The 16,989-nt window shown below is 36.5% G+C and carries 9 protein-coding genes and 1 tRNA gene; 4 read left to right on the top strand and 6 right to left on the bottom strand.

Going from position 1 to position 16,989, the window contains the following annotated elements; all coding sequences use genetic code 11:
- Together ACFIMQ_RS08475 and ACFIMQ_RS08470 are read right to left on the bottom strand one after the other, a co-directional pair.
- Positions 1-1,572: pertactin-like passenger domain-containing protein (locus ACFIMQ_RS08475; RefSeq protein ID WP_375703820.1), on the bottom strand; the 1,572-nt coding region annotated here is incomplete at its 3' end.
- A 1,017-nt stretch (positions 1,573-2,589) separates the two neighbouring features.
- Positions 2,590-2,680, bottom strand: a tRNA-Ser gene (locus ACFIMQ_RS08470).
- A 315-nt stretch (positions 2,681-2,995) separates the two neighbouring features.
- On the opposite strand from ACFIMQ_RS08470, the gene ACFIMQ_RS08465 reads away from it, so the two are divergent.
- Positions 2,996-4,192 carry a porin gene (locus ACFIMQ_RS08465; RefSeq protein WP_375616387.1) on the top strand — a complete coding sequence of 399 codons (1,197 nt, stop codon included), beginning with the start codon at positions 2,996-2,998 and terminating at the stop codon, positions 4,190-4,192.
- Positions 4,193-6,450: 2,258 nt separating this feature from the next.
- Here the strand turns inward: ACFIMQ_RS08465 and ACFIMQ_RS08460 are convergent.
- From ACFIMQ_RS08460 to ACFIMQ_RS08445, 4 genes are all read right to left on the bottom strand, one after another.
- Positions 6,451-7,257 (bottom strand): N-acetylmuramoyl-L-alanine amidase, encoded by an 807-nt coding sequence (locus ACFIMQ_RS08460; protein WP_375703819.1) that lies wholly within the window; start codon positions 7,255-7,257, stop codon positions 6,451-6,453.
- 862 nt (positions 7,258-8,119) lie between these two features.
- The gene (locus ACFIMQ_RS08455) at positions 8,120-10,294 is read right to left on the bottom strand and encodes an isocitrate/isopropylmalate family dehydrogenase (RefSeq protein ID WP_375703818.1); all 2,175 of its coding nucleotides are present in this window, start codon (positions 10,292-10,294) and stop codon (positions 8,120-8,122) included.
- Positions 10,291-11,022: an alpha/beta fold hydrolase gene (locus ACFIMQ_RS08450; protein WP_375703817.1), complete on the bottom strand. Its 732-nt coding sequence runs from the start codon at positions 11,020-11,022 to the stop codon at positions 10,291-10,293. The genes ACFIMQ_RS08455 and ACFIMQ_RS08450 overlap by 4 nt, the downstream gene beginning before the upstream one ends.
- Before the next feature lie 266 nt (positions 11,023-11,288).
- Entirely contained in the window at positions 11,289-12,485 is a 1,197-nt protein-coding gene (locus ACFIMQ_RS08445; protein ID WP_375703816.1) for a multidrug effflux MFS transporter, read from the bottom strand.
- An 815-nt stretch (positions 12,486-13,300) separates the two neighbouring features.
- Between ACFIMQ_RS08445 and ACFIMQ_RS08440 the strand changes: the two genes are divergently transcribed.
- The 3 genes from ACFIMQ_RS08440 (at position 13,301) to ACFIMQ_RS08430 (ending at position 16,459) form a co-directional block, all read left to right on the top strand.
- Positions 13,301-14,071 carry a phage tail assembly protein gene (locus ACFIMQ_RS08440; protein ID WP_375703815.1) on the top strand — a complete coding sequence of 257 codons (771 nt, stop codon included), beginning with the start codon at positions 13,301-13,303 and terminating at the stop codon, positions 14,069-14,071.
- Between the two features lie 632 nt (positions 14,072-14,703).
- Positions 14,704-15,792 carry a DUF3792 domain-containing protein gene (locus ACFIMQ_RS08435; RefSeq protein ID WP_375703814.1) on the top strand — a complete coding sequence of 363 codons (1,089 nt, stop codon included), beginning with the start codon at positions 14,704-14,706 and terminating at the stop codon, positions 15,790-15,792.
- A 520-nt stretch (positions 15,793-16,312) separates the two neighbouring features.
- The gene (locus tag ACFIMQ_RS08430) at positions 16,313-16,459 is read left to right on the top strand and encodes a hypothetical protein (RefSeq protein ID WP_375616394.1); all 147 of its coding nucleotides are present in this window, start codon (positions 16,313-16,315) and stop codon (positions 16,457-16,459) included.
- The last annotated feature ends 530 nt before the right edge of the window (positions 16,460-16,989 follow it).

The following is a 16,989-nucleotide window of genomic DNA, read 5'->3' as shown; positions in this document are numbered from 1 at the left end:
CTGATCAGCTAAAGATGGTGAAGATGTTGAAACAGCAGCTTGTTGCTTTTCATCAGAAAGAGGATGAGGAACTGATGAAGGTAACACTACACGAGTCTGATTTTCTTGAGAAGAAGATGCCAAAACGCTAGAAACCTTCTGTGTTTCTCTTAAATGACGTGGAGGCCGTGGCTTAGGTTGCTCTTTGTTAGATGGACGACGACCAGCCTTTTTTCCTCCAGAAGAAGCCCCTTGATCAGACAATGCAAGAGGAAACTTCGTTTTCTTATTCACACACTGTCCTTCAGTATTCGAACGTGTCGTGCCTCCAGAGACTCTACTTAAATACCAAATTGTAGAATAACCACTAGAATCAGCACACCTTTCTCTCTTCAGCAATTGATACTGATAGGTTCCACCATCGACAGTTGTAATGTCATTTCCAGAGTGGTCTTCCAGAGTAAAATTAGCCCCTCCAACTTTATCAGTAATTAAATTAATCTCTGTAGCCCAACCATTTTTCTGTGAGAGAGGACCTGTAATTTCAGTACCAGAATCTGCAACATTTATTTTGTGATTACCTGAGCCATCGCCAATCGTCAGGTAATCACTCGTATCCCATGTAGCACTCATATTAAATCGAAAATGCAAATCCCCTGAAAGTTTCTCAACATGAAGTGAAATATGACGTGGATCATACGGAATAGAAGTAAAAATAACCGTTCCTCCGTGTCCCCCTAAATCTTCAATTTCAATCTGAGGTTTTTCTCCTATATTCCGTTCACCAACCTCAAATATTGTTTCATCAGCTCTTCCTTCTATAGAAATCTTTTTCTTAGTGATATGGTTTGTCCTATCACCAGCAAACAAATAAAGTTCTCCATGATTATTAACCCTTACTTCTCCAACGACTTTTTGAATACCAGAGTGAAACCATGACCTAGCAAAATCAGTAATTGTTAAAGTATCCACAAACCCTTCAGGATATACAACTTGAACAGCATTATCCTTCAAGGTAGTGGACAAAGATTCTCCTAGTGCTAAAACATGTTGCCTGCCATTCTTAGAAATCTCAGCATACATCGATTTACCCCCTTCTTTTCTTTCTCCCGAGTAAAGATTTTGTTCTCCATTATTTCCCACTTTCGTATACCAAACCACTGCCCCATCATACACATTCTGCTGACCCACTGCTCCACTACCCCCAGAAACTGTAGTATTAGAAGCACTACTTCGTCTAACCACACTTGTAAGATCAAGACCTTTCTCTTCATGAATAAACTGCTTACCTCCAAGGATTTTGGCATTTATCGCATTTCCTCCACGCACAACTATCTGCATCCCCCCTTTTTTAATAGTGGAACCTATAGAAGTTGCTCCATTTTCAACAATCTCAACACTGCCATCCCCAACCACAATATTGGTGCTGAGAAGGGAAAGAGTCAGTGCTGAACCTTTTGGTATTTCTGCTCCATTTCCTAAACCTTCTACTATTGCTAGTTCTTTACTTCTGCTCACAGCTGTACTTGCAATTTGCACAAGACAACTACTGATCATCAATACTGAAAAACTTAATTTGTATTTATACCGCATTATCCACACTCCATTCTCAATTATTTAGAAAAATATCCCACGGCTACGTAGGTAGCTCATTTTAGATTGTATCATAATGTGTTTTAATTATGTCTAAATGCAATTTTTTAGTGTATTTTTTAATCTAAACAACCATAAGTTGTTGATCTATAAACCACTAAAAAACTCTAACTTAAGGCAGAAAAACTGAATAAAATTCAAAATATTTATTTGAATTCAAGGAACAATTTGCATATTTGGAATTATGGAGGAAAAAATCGCATTCTTTAATGGCATTCCACTCCTCATGCAAAATAGAACACCCCAAACCAAATACATTTGCGTTACCAATTTACGGGCTTTTTTTTAGAGATATCTCTCAAAGAGCACTCAAGCCCATTTCACAATAATGCCCGTGAACGGTATAACGATAAAGCCCCTATGAAATAATAAAAATCCATTGAGCACGCCATCTTTACACCTATGAAGAGCAAACCAGACCCCATCACACGGGACTTGCCAGCTCGTGGGTGTTGCGCGACAGCCCTTGGCACATGAGACAGTTCATGAGAGGCATTTTTTCTTTGCTCAATCGTTTTTATTTATACGGTTCTCTCCGATTATGATCTGCGAGCAAATAATTGTCATTAGTTCAAGATAAAAAAGATTTGAACAGAAAGAATTTTACGGTGTTCGGAGTTCTAATTTAAGTTAAATAACGAAAAATTATATATAAATCAATATGTTGTTACAGATACAAACAAGATCAACACAGAGATTGCGAAAATAAGAAACAACATGTGCGGCTAATGCAGAGCGCTACGGTTTCACAAATGAAAGCACTGTTTGGTTGGACTAAAGATAAATTGGACTAGAGATAAAATAGCATCGCTTTGTACCAAAACAGCCGATAGAAAATGCCTAGCAATAGAAATAATTAAAAAGCTACAAAAAATTGGGATTGGTAGAAAAGCAAATTAACGCAAACCACTTGAAACAAAATTCCTACACACAATCAACCACTTTTATAATAATAAATGGCGGAGAGGAAGAGATTCGAACTCTCGAGAGCCTTTTGAGCCCTACTCCCTTAGCAGGGGAGCGCCTTCGACCACTCGGCCACCTCTCCAACAGAGAGGCATAAATGGTATCAACAGAAAGTTCAAGACATTTTCGATTTTTTTCCCAAATATCTGAAAATTTTTCTCCTATTGATCCCATAGGGACCAAAAGTTAATAAAACAAAAAATGTGTCTTTTTTACCACAGCATCTCGAATAGTACATGTATATATTACAAAAAGGTAATTTCATATTTGAAACTCTAAAAAGATTAGTTATAGCTAAAATAACAAGTGCTGCGTATTTTACTTATGTCTTTGTCCTTAATGCGTTAGGAAAATGGTACTCTTTAGAAGAAATTTAACCGGACCTCGGAGATCCCATATGAATATAAAATCCCTTTTTTTAAGCTCTACAACAGCTTTTTTAGCTGTTTCTGGAGCTCATGCTGCTTCAACAGCGATTGCCGAACCTGAACCTGTAGAATATATTCGCGTTTGTGATGCCTATGGAAAAGGATACTTCTATATCCCTGGAACAGAAACCTGTATGCGTTTATCAGGAAATGTCCGCGCTGATTTTATAGGCGGTGATAATATCGATGCAACAACCGAAACTGAACTGAAAAACAAAAGAGATACCTATGGCGCAGCATCACGTCTCACCCTTGTTTTTCAAGCCGCCTCTGAAACAGAAATGGGAACACTTCGTTCATATGCAAGAATTTATTCAAACTGGGGGGATGGTAAAGATAATGCGAGTGCAAGGCTTGCAGCGGCTTACATTGAACTGGGTGGTTTTCGCGTAGGTCTTGACGATACAATTTTCAACAGCTGGACTGGTGATTATGGAAATGTTCTCAATGATGACAGCATAGCACCTGCTGGCACAACACGCACCAATTTTATTTCCTACACCTTTAGTGGTGACTCCGGCTTTTCTGCTATTATCGGCGCTGAATTAGGCAATAATGCAGATGATCTTCCTGGAACACAAGGATACTACATTGATAAAGATGGTAAACTTGTTTCTATCACGAATGATACTCTTCCGAGTAAATCAATTAAAAATTACACACCCAATGTGGTTTTAGGTATAAAGTTTATGCAAAAATGGGGTGGCTTTTCAGCAGTTACCGCATATGATACTTACTACAAAAAGTGGGCTGGAAAAATACGTGCAGATTTCAATGTTAACGATCGTTTCAATCTATGGGTAATGGCTGGTTATAAAAACGGCATTGATTACTACACAGTAAATGCAAATGATGAATTATCACGAAACAGCACAACGATTTATGCAAACTGGGGTGGTAAATGGGCAGCTTGGGCGGGTGCCACTTACAAGCTTACTCCAAAAGCAAATTTGAATGCTCAAGTTTCTTATAGCGCTGTAAAAACCTTTGCAACTTCCGTAAATATTACATACACGTTGGTTCCAGGGTTTGTGATTACACCTGAATTAACCTATGTTTCTTGGAATGATGATCGCGTTATAAAAGATGCAAATAATAACGAAAAACATCTCTTTAATGGGAAAAATGCTTTCCAAGGGATGATCCGTTTACAGCGTTCATTCTAATCCTATTAGGCTACAGCTTTTAAAAACTGGCAACTTATGTTGCCAGTTTTTACTTTTGAAATAAAATATCATGAACATCTTTTCCTGATACTTATTTTCTTATCTTCCTAACAAAAATGACTTAATTTCACAAAAATATCCTCAGAAAATGAACCTGATGTGCTTGATAAGAACACTGCACACGGTTGACACATCACTTCAAACAATCTCTTCCCTGTGCTCTTTAAAACATGAAAAATCCCTTTGCTTTATTACAAAATTGATTTTTCCTGATAATTTACACCTAACCTTTATTAATTTAGGTCATAAGCTCCTCAGATAAGTTCTGCACTCAATATTCAGTTTCACTGCACTAAACAGATAAAATACTGTCCCCCAGACAAAAAGCATCATTGTATTTTTGATATGCATGAATGTGTCTTATATAAACATCGTAAAACACAATGTTTTACAATATAGCCTTATTAAAGATCATAATCATCAAGAAACATGTCGTCAAAACTATACCAATATTCTCTAAAGCAATAAAAGAGACAATAGATAGTTGCTCTCTTCCCCTTCTAAAGAACAAAGACTCCTACTCGTACAAATCTATAAACAGCCCTGCTCTTCTTGAAGAGGATTTCATCTGCTAACCACTCATGCAATGTCCCTTCATCAAGATAGACAAACAAAACATATTATGAATATTCATCATATACGCGAATAAAAAACACCTCACATATAAAATTTTTTATATAAACCTTACATTAACTGCCCTAAACGATGGCATTTGGCTATGAACGAGAATAAGACACATAGAATATGCCTCATAAAGAAGAGCAATATGAGACTAAATAACTGATTTCTTTACAACTTTAATCTCTTTTGGAGACCATCAAAAATATTTTTTCAAAAGCAAGAAATACATATTTTCAAAATTTTAAAAAGATTACACCTCTATTTTTTGCACTATACCCTTCTTCTTTGTACTCTTTTTTAAATGTCGCCGAACTTTCCTTGCACACAAAAAATACAAAACTCATAGTCCATACTTTTCGTCTTTAATATTATGAATAAAGAGCCAAGAAACAGCGCTACCTTTATCCAATATAAAACCAATAATCACTCTGAATATCTCACGCATTTCCAAGGTTACAGCTGTTCATGCATAGGAACGCTTCTCAAAAGCTTCTCCCCTTCTGTTTAAAATATTTTTGACTCACACACTAATTTCATTGCAAGACAAAAACAAACATTTTTTATCTCGTTGTACCGTAAAACATCGTCATTTAAGAGTAGGAGATATAAGGCGCAAACACCTCCTTGACACAAGAAGTATTTATGCGTCATGAATATTCAAGATAGAACTTACCCGTAAAAACCTTATATAATTGAATCATATGAGTGAAAAGCACTGTGGAGCCCTCTCGATACAAATCCGGATTATTGACAGACCAGCTCTGAGAAAAATTTTCATCCTTTAGGTGTAGGAAAAACATTCTTTATAAGAGGAAAAGACAGGTTTATGGAATTTGGAGGCTCATTTCAAAAAAAAATAAATTATCATTATCAATAAATATCTTGCCTCTCTCTCTTTTCTCTATAATTTCTAAGCACTCTGTTTATGTTCAATAACATATTGATTAATGAAAAACCTTAACATCATAAAATATTCTCATTTCCCCCCCTTATAATGAATCAATCAAGCTCATTCTCTTGCACTTCACAAGGAGGATTAGCGTGTAAATGAAAAAAGAAACACTTTTTATGAATCGTTTCAAGAACCAAGGCATTAGCAATATTAAGGGCTGAAAAATAGTATGATGCACTTAAGCATTTTTTACTAAATATAAAATGTGCAACAGACTATTCACCTCACAGAGAGTTTTACACTCTTTACAAACGTCATTCTAAAATATGTGTTGTGATACAACACTGAAAAAAATTTGAATAAACACATAACTATACAACACAAGGACATAGTGCTTGAGGCGTTCTATTGTAGTCCAAGAACATACCTCTATTATACTCACCATCTTGACTTTGCACATTTTTAAAGAGAGCGGAATATAAGACAAAAAAACAGAAAAACTTACTTCAGCAAACCGTAGAGTTTTCTGTAGAGTTATGTTTCTTTTTTCATGAAAGGCCTTATACTGTCCATAGGGTTTTTACACTATAAATGCCTCTTTTTACATGAAGCCAATCAATAAAAAGCAGCTTCTCTTAAGATCACATGTGATCATAACATATCTTTCAATTAAAATGAATTGAGTTCACGGAAAATATTTATCAACCAATGCATAAAGAATTGCTGCTGTTTCAACATCTAGAATCCCATCATAATTTTCTTGACGAAAATGAAGTTGAAATGCTCGGATCAAATCTTTGTATCCTGTTTGGGTACACGCAGCAGAAATATCATATCCATAACATTTTAGCTTCGCCAAAACATCTTCTTTGGATGGAAAGTTCTTAGAGAATTGCTCTTGATAATGACTTTTTAATTCGTCATTGTACCATGCTCCTATACCTGCCCTATAAAGTTCTTTCCATGGAAAAGCTGCTCCTGGATCACTTTTTCTTCCAATGGCAATATCACTATGTCCCACAACATCAGTTGGCATAATATCGGGATACCGTTGCAGAATATTTAATGCAAGTTCCTTAACGGCATCAATTTGTATTGGGTTATAAGGAGGAAATATACCCCTCTCATCATGATAAGTCGTAAAATCAACTGCCTCTTCTGAAGACTCAGAATAACCAGTCGCTAAATTAACGATTTCAATCCCGATAGATGCATCATTGAGCTGACTATGCCCAGCCCATGAACTCACACCCGCATGCCATGCACGCTCATTTTCATCAACCAGATTAAAAATACGCATATCCTTAAAGCCTGCCTCACGATATGTCTGCTCTGAAGGATCAGGAACAAGATAGTGTGCACTAACCTTTTCTCCTGTAAGTGCCATAATCGAGGCTTTAAAATCAAGAGCTGTATAATGCATGACGAGAAAACGAACGCGACGATTAAAACTCTTGACAGAACGATAACTATTGTAATCAATCCGATACATAAAAGCCCTTTCTTTTTTGCTTAAAAAGACCACTGCACATCACAACAGATAGGATACTAACTGTTAAAATCCGCTGAACTTCCTATCTAGATACTAAGAATTACGACTGAAATTTGTTCATCAAAAACATTGACACTCTTATCAACAATTAAGACACATTTTTATTTCTTCCACACACGCGTAAAATGTTTTTAACCACATTCACAAATACACCGCATTAAATATTTTTCCCAAAAAAAATTCCTACAAATGACCAATCAAAAAGAAAACAAAAGTGTAAAATGATCACTCCTCAAATCTTCACGTCTTACAGAAAAAAATAGTTCTTCCTGTTATCAAATTGAAAAATATCGCCCCTCGGAAGTGAACACCCAACGATCATGCAATCACACAAAAACTTAAAAGAAAAATTTTATGAGCTCTTTACAGCAATTTATTATCCGATAACTGAACAGAAAATATTCACACGCAACGCTTCATTGGCATATTTTTCAATAAAATTTGCAAAGATTTTCTTTAAAAGACACTGCTTCTTATCTTTTCACAGCATTGCTTTCTGATTGACAAAAGAAGCTCCATTATTGACAATACTTCAACCCCACAAGTCTCTGGGCTCCTTTTATATGCTGTTAATAAGAGACAATACATTGATTTATAATCATAATTAATCATTATAAATATTGAATGTAGCGAGCCTAATATCGTTAAGTTTTTCTTAATCTTGAATCAATCAAATTCATTTAATTACACATCAAAAGAAACATTAACCTATAGACAAAAACCACTGAAGAAAAGGATCAAAATACTTCTTATAATAGAACGTTCAATAATTTAAGAAATATTTTTACGTCCCCATAGAGGTTCATTTTTTCTTCTCCGTTTTCAAATATCTTTTTAAGATAGCCCAAGCTGCATATTCTTGTAAGACGACACCTAAAAGTGGTCGCGTATAGGGAAAAGTTATACGATCATCACCATAACCTTTCATTCGTATAGTTATGGTAGCATGTCCAAGGCTTTCTGCTTGATTTTCTAATGCCTCTAAAGAAGGCTCTAGGCTCACTTCAACCTCAAGCAGTGGAATATCTTGTTTACCTTTTTCTATGGGCTGAAAATACTTTAAAAGCCGCGGATCATTGCCCAACCAACGCACCTCTGCATGCATCGCTAATTGTTTAGAAGCAGTAGTAATTTCTGCACCAACCAAATATGGACGAAAATGATTTTCAAATTCTTCCACGAAATGTTGTTCCAAGGGTGCTTCTGATTGAGCAACCAGTTGCACCAAAACATAGGGACTTTTCCATAAAAAATGCCGTTCAAAGGGTTCATTTTCAAGATGATCATCAACCCACTGCGCAATGGTACTTTCATCAATTCCAATCAAAGTCCATGCATACCCCGCACGCGATACAGAAAAATATTTCTTCTCGTTGTGTTCTAAATAATTCTCTAAAAGCGCAAGAGCCTGTGATGGTGGACCAGGCAAAACAACAAGCGTACTTCCATCGCAAGAGAGATAAAAGCCTGGTGCTGTGCCTGTAGGATTATCAAGCACGGTTGCTGTCTCAGGAAACAATGCTTGACGTGCATTACTCTTATCCGCCGTAATCCCTAATCGTTGTAATTGACCCTTTATTGTTTGCCAAACATCTTCATGATGTAGTAAAGGCTGCTTTACAGCTTGAGCAACTCCATCACGTGTTTTATCATCTGATGTTGGTCCCAATCCCCCACTGATAATGATAAGATCTTCTTGTCCAAGACAAGAAACAACAGTCTCACTGATTTGCTGTAATTGATCAGCACAAACAAAATGACGTGTGACTTGAATATTTCTCTTGTTCAAGCTTTGGCTTAAATCTTGTAAGTTCGTATTCAAATATTGTCCTGAAAGGAGTTCATCACCAACGGTAATAATCGCCGCACGACAAACAAAGACAGGATTCATAAGAGAATTGCGAACAGCTTCAGCCATTTGACGGGTAGAGGCTACACCTCCAAGATCATAGGTAACGGTTTTTCCAGCACGAATAACCTGATCAACACTCTCAGACAGTTGTTTTGCTGCATCTTTAAAGCCTAAATGCTCTAAGAGTAAAGCCGTGGTATAAAGCATCGCAGAAGGATTGGCTTTATTTTGTCCAACAATACGTGGTGCGCTTCCATGAACAGGTTCAAAATAAGCAATCTCGCTCCCCACGTTCGCACTAGGTGCAAGCCCTAATCCTCCCATGACTCCAGAGCCAAGATCAGAGAGAATATCGCCAAACATATTTTCAGCAACAATCACACCAAACTGCTCTGGCTTGGTTACAATCCATAAAGCAACCGCATCAACATTATGAATATCTGCTTCAATTTCCGGATAGTTTTGCGCAATCTTCTCAAAAATTTCCTGAGCAAACTGTCCACTTTCTCGCATAACATTGGGCTTATCAGCAAAAGTAACTCGCCTAAAGCTATATTTCCTTGCATAAGAAAAAGCGTATTCAAATAACCGCTCTAAACCAAAGCGTGTCTGCAAACGGACTGTCCACGCAGCTTCCTCAAGCCCATATTTTGTCAAATTTGGATGTTTTAGCCAAACGGCTGTTTCAGGAGAAATACCCCGAAAATCCAATCCAGCATAAAGGCCTTCACTATTTTCTCTGATAACACAAAAATGAAAAGGTTTTCTCGGACCAAAGATGTATCTTACAGGACGTATATTCGCAAACAAACCTAACTTTTGGCGAAGTTGAAGTGCGGGAGAAACATAGGCAAGGTTTTTCTCTTTTAAATGCGGAGCAAGTTCTTTTAAAGCCGCTTCTTTTCCTTTACTGGTCACAGCACCAAGTAAAATAGCATCACTCTGAGTAATTTTTTGCCAAGTCGCTTGAGGAACAGAAGCTCCTTCCTGTTTCCAACATTCAAAACCAATATCACCATAAGTCAATTCAATCGGCAATTGGAATTGCTCTAAAACCATCAGCGCAGCATCACAAATCTCTGGTCCTATCCCATCACCAGGTAATACAAGAACTTTCTTTTTCATAATCCCTCCATCCACTCATCAATGACTGCATCCGTCATAGTAGGATTATCCTCCCACAAACGCGTACCAGCACCAGAGATAATCTTATATTCATGGTTCAGATTATGACTTTCTGTCTGATTATCTACCGTTGCAAGTTGCGACTTTTCTCCCACTAAAGCTAAAAACTTCCCCTTATACTTAACTATTTCATCTCTAGCATCTATTTTTAATAAGAGTTTAAAGCCTCTTATCATGCGTTCAATTGCCACGCTTTTTTGTTCATCAGGAATCTCCAATAAGGCTCTTTTTTTCATAATGCCAGAAGGATGCATAAAACCATTGAGTATTTCCAAAGCCCCCGATAAATCATTGTTTTCTAAGGAGGAAAGAATATCTCCAAGGCGCCGTTGCAAAACCTTATCTGGATAGCCAGGTGCATTCACAGCAAGCACCGCTTGAACATTGGGAAGCTGAGCTGCCAATATTTGTACCAATGTTCCAGCCATAGAAAATCCCACAAGCACTGCGGGCTCTTTAAAATAGCTTTTAAGTTTTTCTGCCATAAAAGATAAAATGTCTACAGCAGAATAATTGAGAACATGAGAACTCTTAGGAAAAAGAGAAAGCGTATCCAGCAGAGTGACAGGGAATCCTTTTGTTGAACATAGCTTTGTCAATGGAGAACAAAAAACACCACCATCCCAAATTGGCATTACAGGAGAAAGAATAATAATAGGAAGGCTCATTGATCAATTCCTCCCCTTATTTTAAACATGCATTAGAGCAGAAACTCTTCCCACCCACTATCATGAAAATACAGATATGTTGAAATTCTAAACTCATAAGCTTCCCCCCCGTAATCAGCGATTTGTTAAACGCACACTAAGCCTGTGACAAATTTAACCCCACGCAATCAAGCAACTTAATAAAAAAATTCATCTAATGTACAGGTGCCCCATTTGTGTAAAACATCAAAAGCATTTCCGCATAATGCTTTCTTTTTATCATTTACTCAGCTTATTTCTGAAGTCATAAAATGACGCGCTTTTTGAATATAAATGATAAAACCAATCATACAACACACAGCTAACAAAGTTGCCATAGCCCGTGGGCTATGACCAGAGATTTTTCCGATAACCGCTGCACTGAGTGCCGCACTTCCTAATTGCAAAGATCCCATAACACCAGAAGCCGCTCCCGCAGCTTTCGGATGCGATGAAATAGCCAACGCTGTTCCTAACGGCAATAAAAAACCATTGCCAAAAGTAAGAACAGCAATAGCGATAAAACTTGTCACAAGGGGCCATGGGCTTAGATACATTTGCAAAGCAAACAGCACACCACCTATCACAAAAATAATGTACCCTCTCCCCACAGTTTTTTCCATAGACTCGCGTTCAAAAAACCATCGCGCCAAAAGATTTCCCAAAATATAGGGAAACGAGACACCAATATAGCTATAACTAATGTGTATCGGTGATAACCCCAAAGTCGTGAGTAAAAAAGGCGACTCCACAATATAAGCAAAATAGGCAGCGTAAGAAAAACAGGGAATAAGTGCATAAAAAATAAATTGTTTGTTTCTGAAAACGCCTAAATATGCCTTCATCAATCCTACAGGAGAAAAATGCTGCCGTTTTTGAGGGGGTAGAGTTTCGCTTAGCACAAAACAACATAGCAAAATGGTCAAAAATATAAAAAAGCTTAAAAAGATAAAAGTTGCCTGCCAATGAAAAGCTTGTATCAAAAGTCCACCAATGAAAGGTGCAAGTGCTGGCGACATTCCAATAAAAGGGAAAACAATCAAATAAAGTTTTCCAGCCGCTTTTTTATCCAACAAATCATTGATAATTGCACGACTTAAGACAAGTCCCGCACAAGCACCAAGACCTTGCAAAAAACGTAACACAAGAAAAGCGTGAATATGAACCGTATAAATCACACCAAGTGTCGTAAATAACCACAAGAATAAGCCCAATAGAAGTGTTTTTTTACGCCCAAAATTATCACTCAGCGGCCCATAAATGAGCTGTCCAAGTGCCAATGCCAACAAAAAAACCGCCACTGCACTTTGAATTTGAGATTGTGTCACTTGATAATATTGACGCATATCGCCCAGTGCCGGTAAAAAAATATCGGTAGAAATCAATCCTCCCGTCGATAAACATACGATAAGTATAATGAATGGTAATGTATATTTATGTTTCATCAGGAAAGTCACATTTCTTAAATTTAAAAATATTTAAATTTTACGTTTATAGAAAAATAATAATTTATATTTATAAATATAAAGCTATTTTAACTTTATCCACAGGGAATAAAATAATCAATTTTCTTTATTCTTTTACTTTATTCGAGAATAATTCAGCTTGTTGATACATAAATCCAGTGTATGATCCGCACGCACACACTCAACACGTAAATAAACACTTAGTGCTTCACTTTATAATTAATTTTAAAGCATAGCAAATCGCAATTTTAAAACTATACGCAAAAGAAGCTAAAAGATCAAAACTCCCCTTTAGAGATATATTTCCCAATCCGAAATAGCGCATTTTGTTGTATTCATGTTGCCCTATCTTCATCAGCTTTTTTTCATTGATATCATCAACAAAAACGCTCCCAAACACTATCCCTCTCCATGATAACAACATCACTTTCCCGACAACATCTTTTATCAGAAGTGGTTTACAACGCTCAAAGAAAAAAGAAGCCACAAACTCCCTTTCCTCAAAACTCCCCACGCAAATATTATTGTAACAATACAGCATATAATAATGGCTCATGGAGAAGTCTTTATCAACACAAATAATTGAGCAAATAAACTTAATAGCCCACTAATATCATAAAGCAAATTGTGCTTCTATCTCGCTCTAAAATCTAAATTCATCTTGTCCATTTTGTTAGAATTTCATTCTACATAGCCAGCACAAAGTTTATTGCCTAAGCTATTGACAAACATGATATAATAAAAATTTGACGAATCATTCTGCATCTAATGTAGAAAGCAAGGAGAAGCTATTAATGAATATAACAGAACGAGCCACGTACCAATTACTTGGACCTATTAAAGTGGAAGGAAAGACATACACAGAAATCACCTTACGCCGCCCGAAATTTAAAGATTTAAAAGCAATACAGAGCAAAGAAGGTGACGAGCAATCAATTGAAATGATCGCATGTCTTTCAGGGTGGTCCTATAATGCCATCAGTAAACTTGGTGTTCGTGATTTTTTAAACATTAAAGACATTTACGGGCCTTTAATAAAAAAAGTATTAAAAAAACTTGATAAAATGAATACAATCATAAAAATCCCATCCCTAAAAATCCTATCCTTAGAAACTCAATTTTCTAAACATCTCAAAAACTTTATAAACAAAGTAAATGCACCCATAAAAAGCATAATGGATGAATGTATTTTAATCGACAGTAAACCCGAAAAACGCACAAGTAACCTTTATACAAATACATTTGAAACAGAATCCATGACAACTGCAAATGCAAAAGTGAAAACCTGTAGCACCTATGAACCGATTACAGTTCATAATCCCTACGTCATAAAGGTGGAACGCATGACCTTTACAAAATGCACTTTCTTAATACAAGATGGTCCATCGAACCAAATTTATCTCTCAAATCAAAGTGCTCTTACATCGTATAAAAAAACTGCGGGCGAAACTAAAAAACAACCTTTGGAGAGAATCTCGAAACTTTTGGACATTGTCTCAAAACTTTTCAACTTTCCTCTCTGGTTTTGGGAGTTTTTACTCAAAGAACTTAGAAAAGTTTTCTAGCATTGTTTTGATATAGAGCAATAAGAGAAGGAAAAACAGCTTAGAACACTAATGTTTCTTCCTTCTCTTTTATCTCTCATAGCTTTTTGAATTGAATACTTTTGATATTTATTTTGAATAATTGAAGCATTCTTTTAATTATAAGTACAATATAAAAAACTAAAATTTTAGAAGACGCGCTGTTTTTACAAAAAAATGAATAATAAAATAAAGACTCCAGAATTTTACTTTTTACCTTCAAACATAATCAATGATGGAAAAGCGTTTACAAAGTTTTCCTCAGCAGTATCCGGGACATTACTTGAAAGAAAAGCATTAAGAGAGCTTACTTTTAAGCTAAGGGGGAAAGGTTAAACTTCACAACGACATTCAATCTTTTAAACATTGCAGTACAGAACGGGAAAAGAGAGCCATTCTTTTATTCCCCATAGACCGTTTATCCCCCCATCAACTAAAATTCTCGATAAACTGATATTATCAGTTCTAGACTGGAGTCATGTAAGAAGAATTTTAAGTAATGATCACCGTCTTGTTTTCAATGTTTTCTGTCCTTTTTGGCACATATCTATTCCCTTTTGGAACATAATTAGCCAAAAGGCATTGTATCTCCAGCATATTCAAGGAGATAAAACATGGAAACTCGCATTCCTGAAAATACACCATTCGATACCAATTTTCTAGGAGAAACATCTCTAGAAGAAAAGTATCCATTCTTTCACACACCCATTTCATGGTCCGCAATCTTTGCGGGACTGGTGACGGCTCTTGCCACCTCAATCTGCCTCTCTTTTCTGGTCGCCGCTTTAGGCTTAAGCCAAATGGATTTCACTTCTTCAACCCCATTTGAAGGCTCTTTCCTCTCCTTTGGCGTGGGTTCCGTTATCGTTACACTGATTAGCCTAGCCTTGGGAGGCTTTGTAGCTGGACGTTTTGCTGAATCATCAGGGATTCTTCATGGCTTTCTCACTTGGGCTCTCATAACATTGTTGATGACCCTCCAAGCCATCCACGTCGTTTCAAGTACAGCAAAGATAGGAGCTAAAACGGCTCTAGAAAACAGCTCCATGGTCCAACAAACCGTTGACAGCCTAAAAAACAATATGTCCCCTATACTTGCAAAATTAAACAGTGAAAGTCTTGAAAAGTTTTTTGCAAAAAATAGTGACAATGATATCAATTTTGACCAACTTGGCAATGAGTTACACACTCTGTTCAATAAAAGCGATATTCCTGCTCTCAATGCTAATCGCTTAAAACAAACCTATCAGGCTGCACTCAATGATATTGGTTCTGCGATAACGGCTTTTAAAAATGATCCGTCTCACTATCGCACCACTTTAAAAAATCTTGGTGAACGCCTGTCTGATCGTGTAGAAGATCTCACGACAAAATTTGATCGAAGTGATATCATCAACGCGCTTATGAAGGATGGCATGACCCGTGCGGATGCACAAACAGCAGCCAACCGTGCCGTTCAACTCTATCAAAGCGCAGAGGAAAAAACTGAAAAAGCCATAAAAGCCCTTGAAGAACGGGCAGAAACACTCTCAGACAATCTTGAGGATACTATCAAGGGAGCAAAAAACACTGCAACTAAAGCCACAAAAACAGCCTCCAATATGGGATGGTGGGGCTTTTTAGGAAGCCTCATAGGTGCCGTAATTTCCAGCGTTTTTGGCTATTATGGGTACAGAAGTCGCAGAGACTTTTTCACGCTTTAAATACTTATAGCTCAGAAAGTATAAAACCAATAAAAAGCTGTACAATCTGTACAGCTTTTTTTGCACCTGCTTGAAAAGCTTTTTGCGTAAATGGCAACTTATACACGACCTTACAATATAAAAAAACAAAGTCTTTCGAAGTTCAAACTTGAAAGCAGAATACACAAATAATGAGAGAATATTGTACTCATTGCCCTTAAAAAATCAAAAATCCTCAAAGAGAACAATCTATCTTTTTAAGAAAACATAGAGAGCTCTTCATTATATGCAGTATATCCCTTCAAAGAAAAGAGCAAAAAAATCACGCATCTCTTTGTTGTTAAGAAAAAAAGCGAATACCCTCTTCAATGATATTGCTAAAAAACGCCTCAAAACAACAATGATATAATTTCAAAAAGAATAAGAAATATTTTCAAACAACATGACATTTGACAAAAAAAATAAATCCATGCTAAGTGTAGAAAATTGGTAGTTTTTTATATTTAAATTATCTGTATTTTATCAATTAAGGGGGGAATATATGAATATTTCACTTGATAAAGTAAAAAATGTTATTGAATTGGCTGCTAAAGAGATGAAATCAAGGGAAAGTATTAAATATACCAAGCACAGTGATATTCAAATTGATCAAAATAAGCTTGATATGAATGGTTCGCTGGAAGTTTAATAATGTATTGTTGATATAGATCTGCTTATCTCTTAGAGCAATAAGCTCTTTCCATAAAAGATTTTGCATAAGCTAACACACGACCTTTAAAGTAATTTTCACAAAAGTATATTTAAGGTAGGGTAAGACATCATCCGATTTGTACCTCGTTGTACTGAGGCTAGAGATACTAGCTTTGGAACGGTGTGGAATAAGAAGCACATGAGATACAAGAAGGCCCTTATTTTTTCTAGTAGACATATAATTTTGTGCTCTGAAGATTATCCAATCTTCTCTTTAAGACTTCAGAGCCCCCCATCCCCTCGGTATAGCCTTCTCTATAGCTTATAAAATCCGATATTCCTATAACGGGATAAAATTTAGTGATCACGTACTCTATGGCTTTCCCCTTACCACTGCCAGCTTCCGTTCAAACATCAGGACCAATGGCTGCAAAAGCAAAAAGCTGCTCCTTCTTTTTCTCACGGCAGACTTTCTCTCTCATTACGCTGGTTTCTAAAAAAGATCGCAAAAATCATCAATTCTTTAAA

It is taken from the genome of Bartonella sp. AD13SXNS, from assembly GCF_042196465.1.
GTDB lineage: Bacteria > Pseudomonadota > Alphaproteobacteria > Rhizobiales > Rhizobiaceae > Bartonella.
Note: the sequence above shows the minus strand (reverse complement) of the source record. Positions and strands in the feature narration are given on the sequence as shown.

Bases quoted from the DNA above. Each gene is read 5' to 3' on its own strand.
- ACFIMQ_RS08430 (WP_375616394.1), top strand. From the start codon at position 16,313: ATGAATATTTCACTTGATAAAGTAAAAAATGTTATTGAATTGGCTGCT.
- ACFIMQ_RS08465 (WP_375616387.1), top strand. From the start codon at position 2,996: ATGAATATAAAATCCCTTTTTTTAAGCTCTACAACAGCTTTTTTAGCT.
- ACFIMQ_RS08450 (WP_375703817.1), bottom strand. From the start codon at position 11,022: ATGAGCCTTCCTATTATTATTCTTTCTCCTGTAATGCCAATTTGGGAT.
- ACFIMQ_RS08435 (WP_375703814.1), top strand. From the start codon at position 14,704: ATGGAAACTCGCATTCCTGAAAATACACCATTCGATACCAATTTTCTA.
- ACFIMQ_RS08440 (WP_375703815.1), top strand. From the start codon at position 13,301: ATGAATATAACAGAACGAGCCACGTACCAATTACTTGGACCTATTAAA.
- ACFIMQ_RS08445 (WP_375703816.1), bottom strand. From the start codon at position 12,485: ATGAAACATAAATATACATTACCATTCATTATACTTATCGTATGTTTA.
- ACFIMQ_RS08460 (WP_375703819.1), bottom strand. From the start codon at position 7,257: ATGTATCGGATTGATTACAATAGTTATCGTTCTGTCAAGAGTTTTAAT.
- ACFIMQ_RS08455 (WP_375703818.1), bottom strand. From the start codon at position 10,294: ATGAAAAAGAAAGTTCTTGTATTACCTGGTGATGGGATAGGACCAGAG.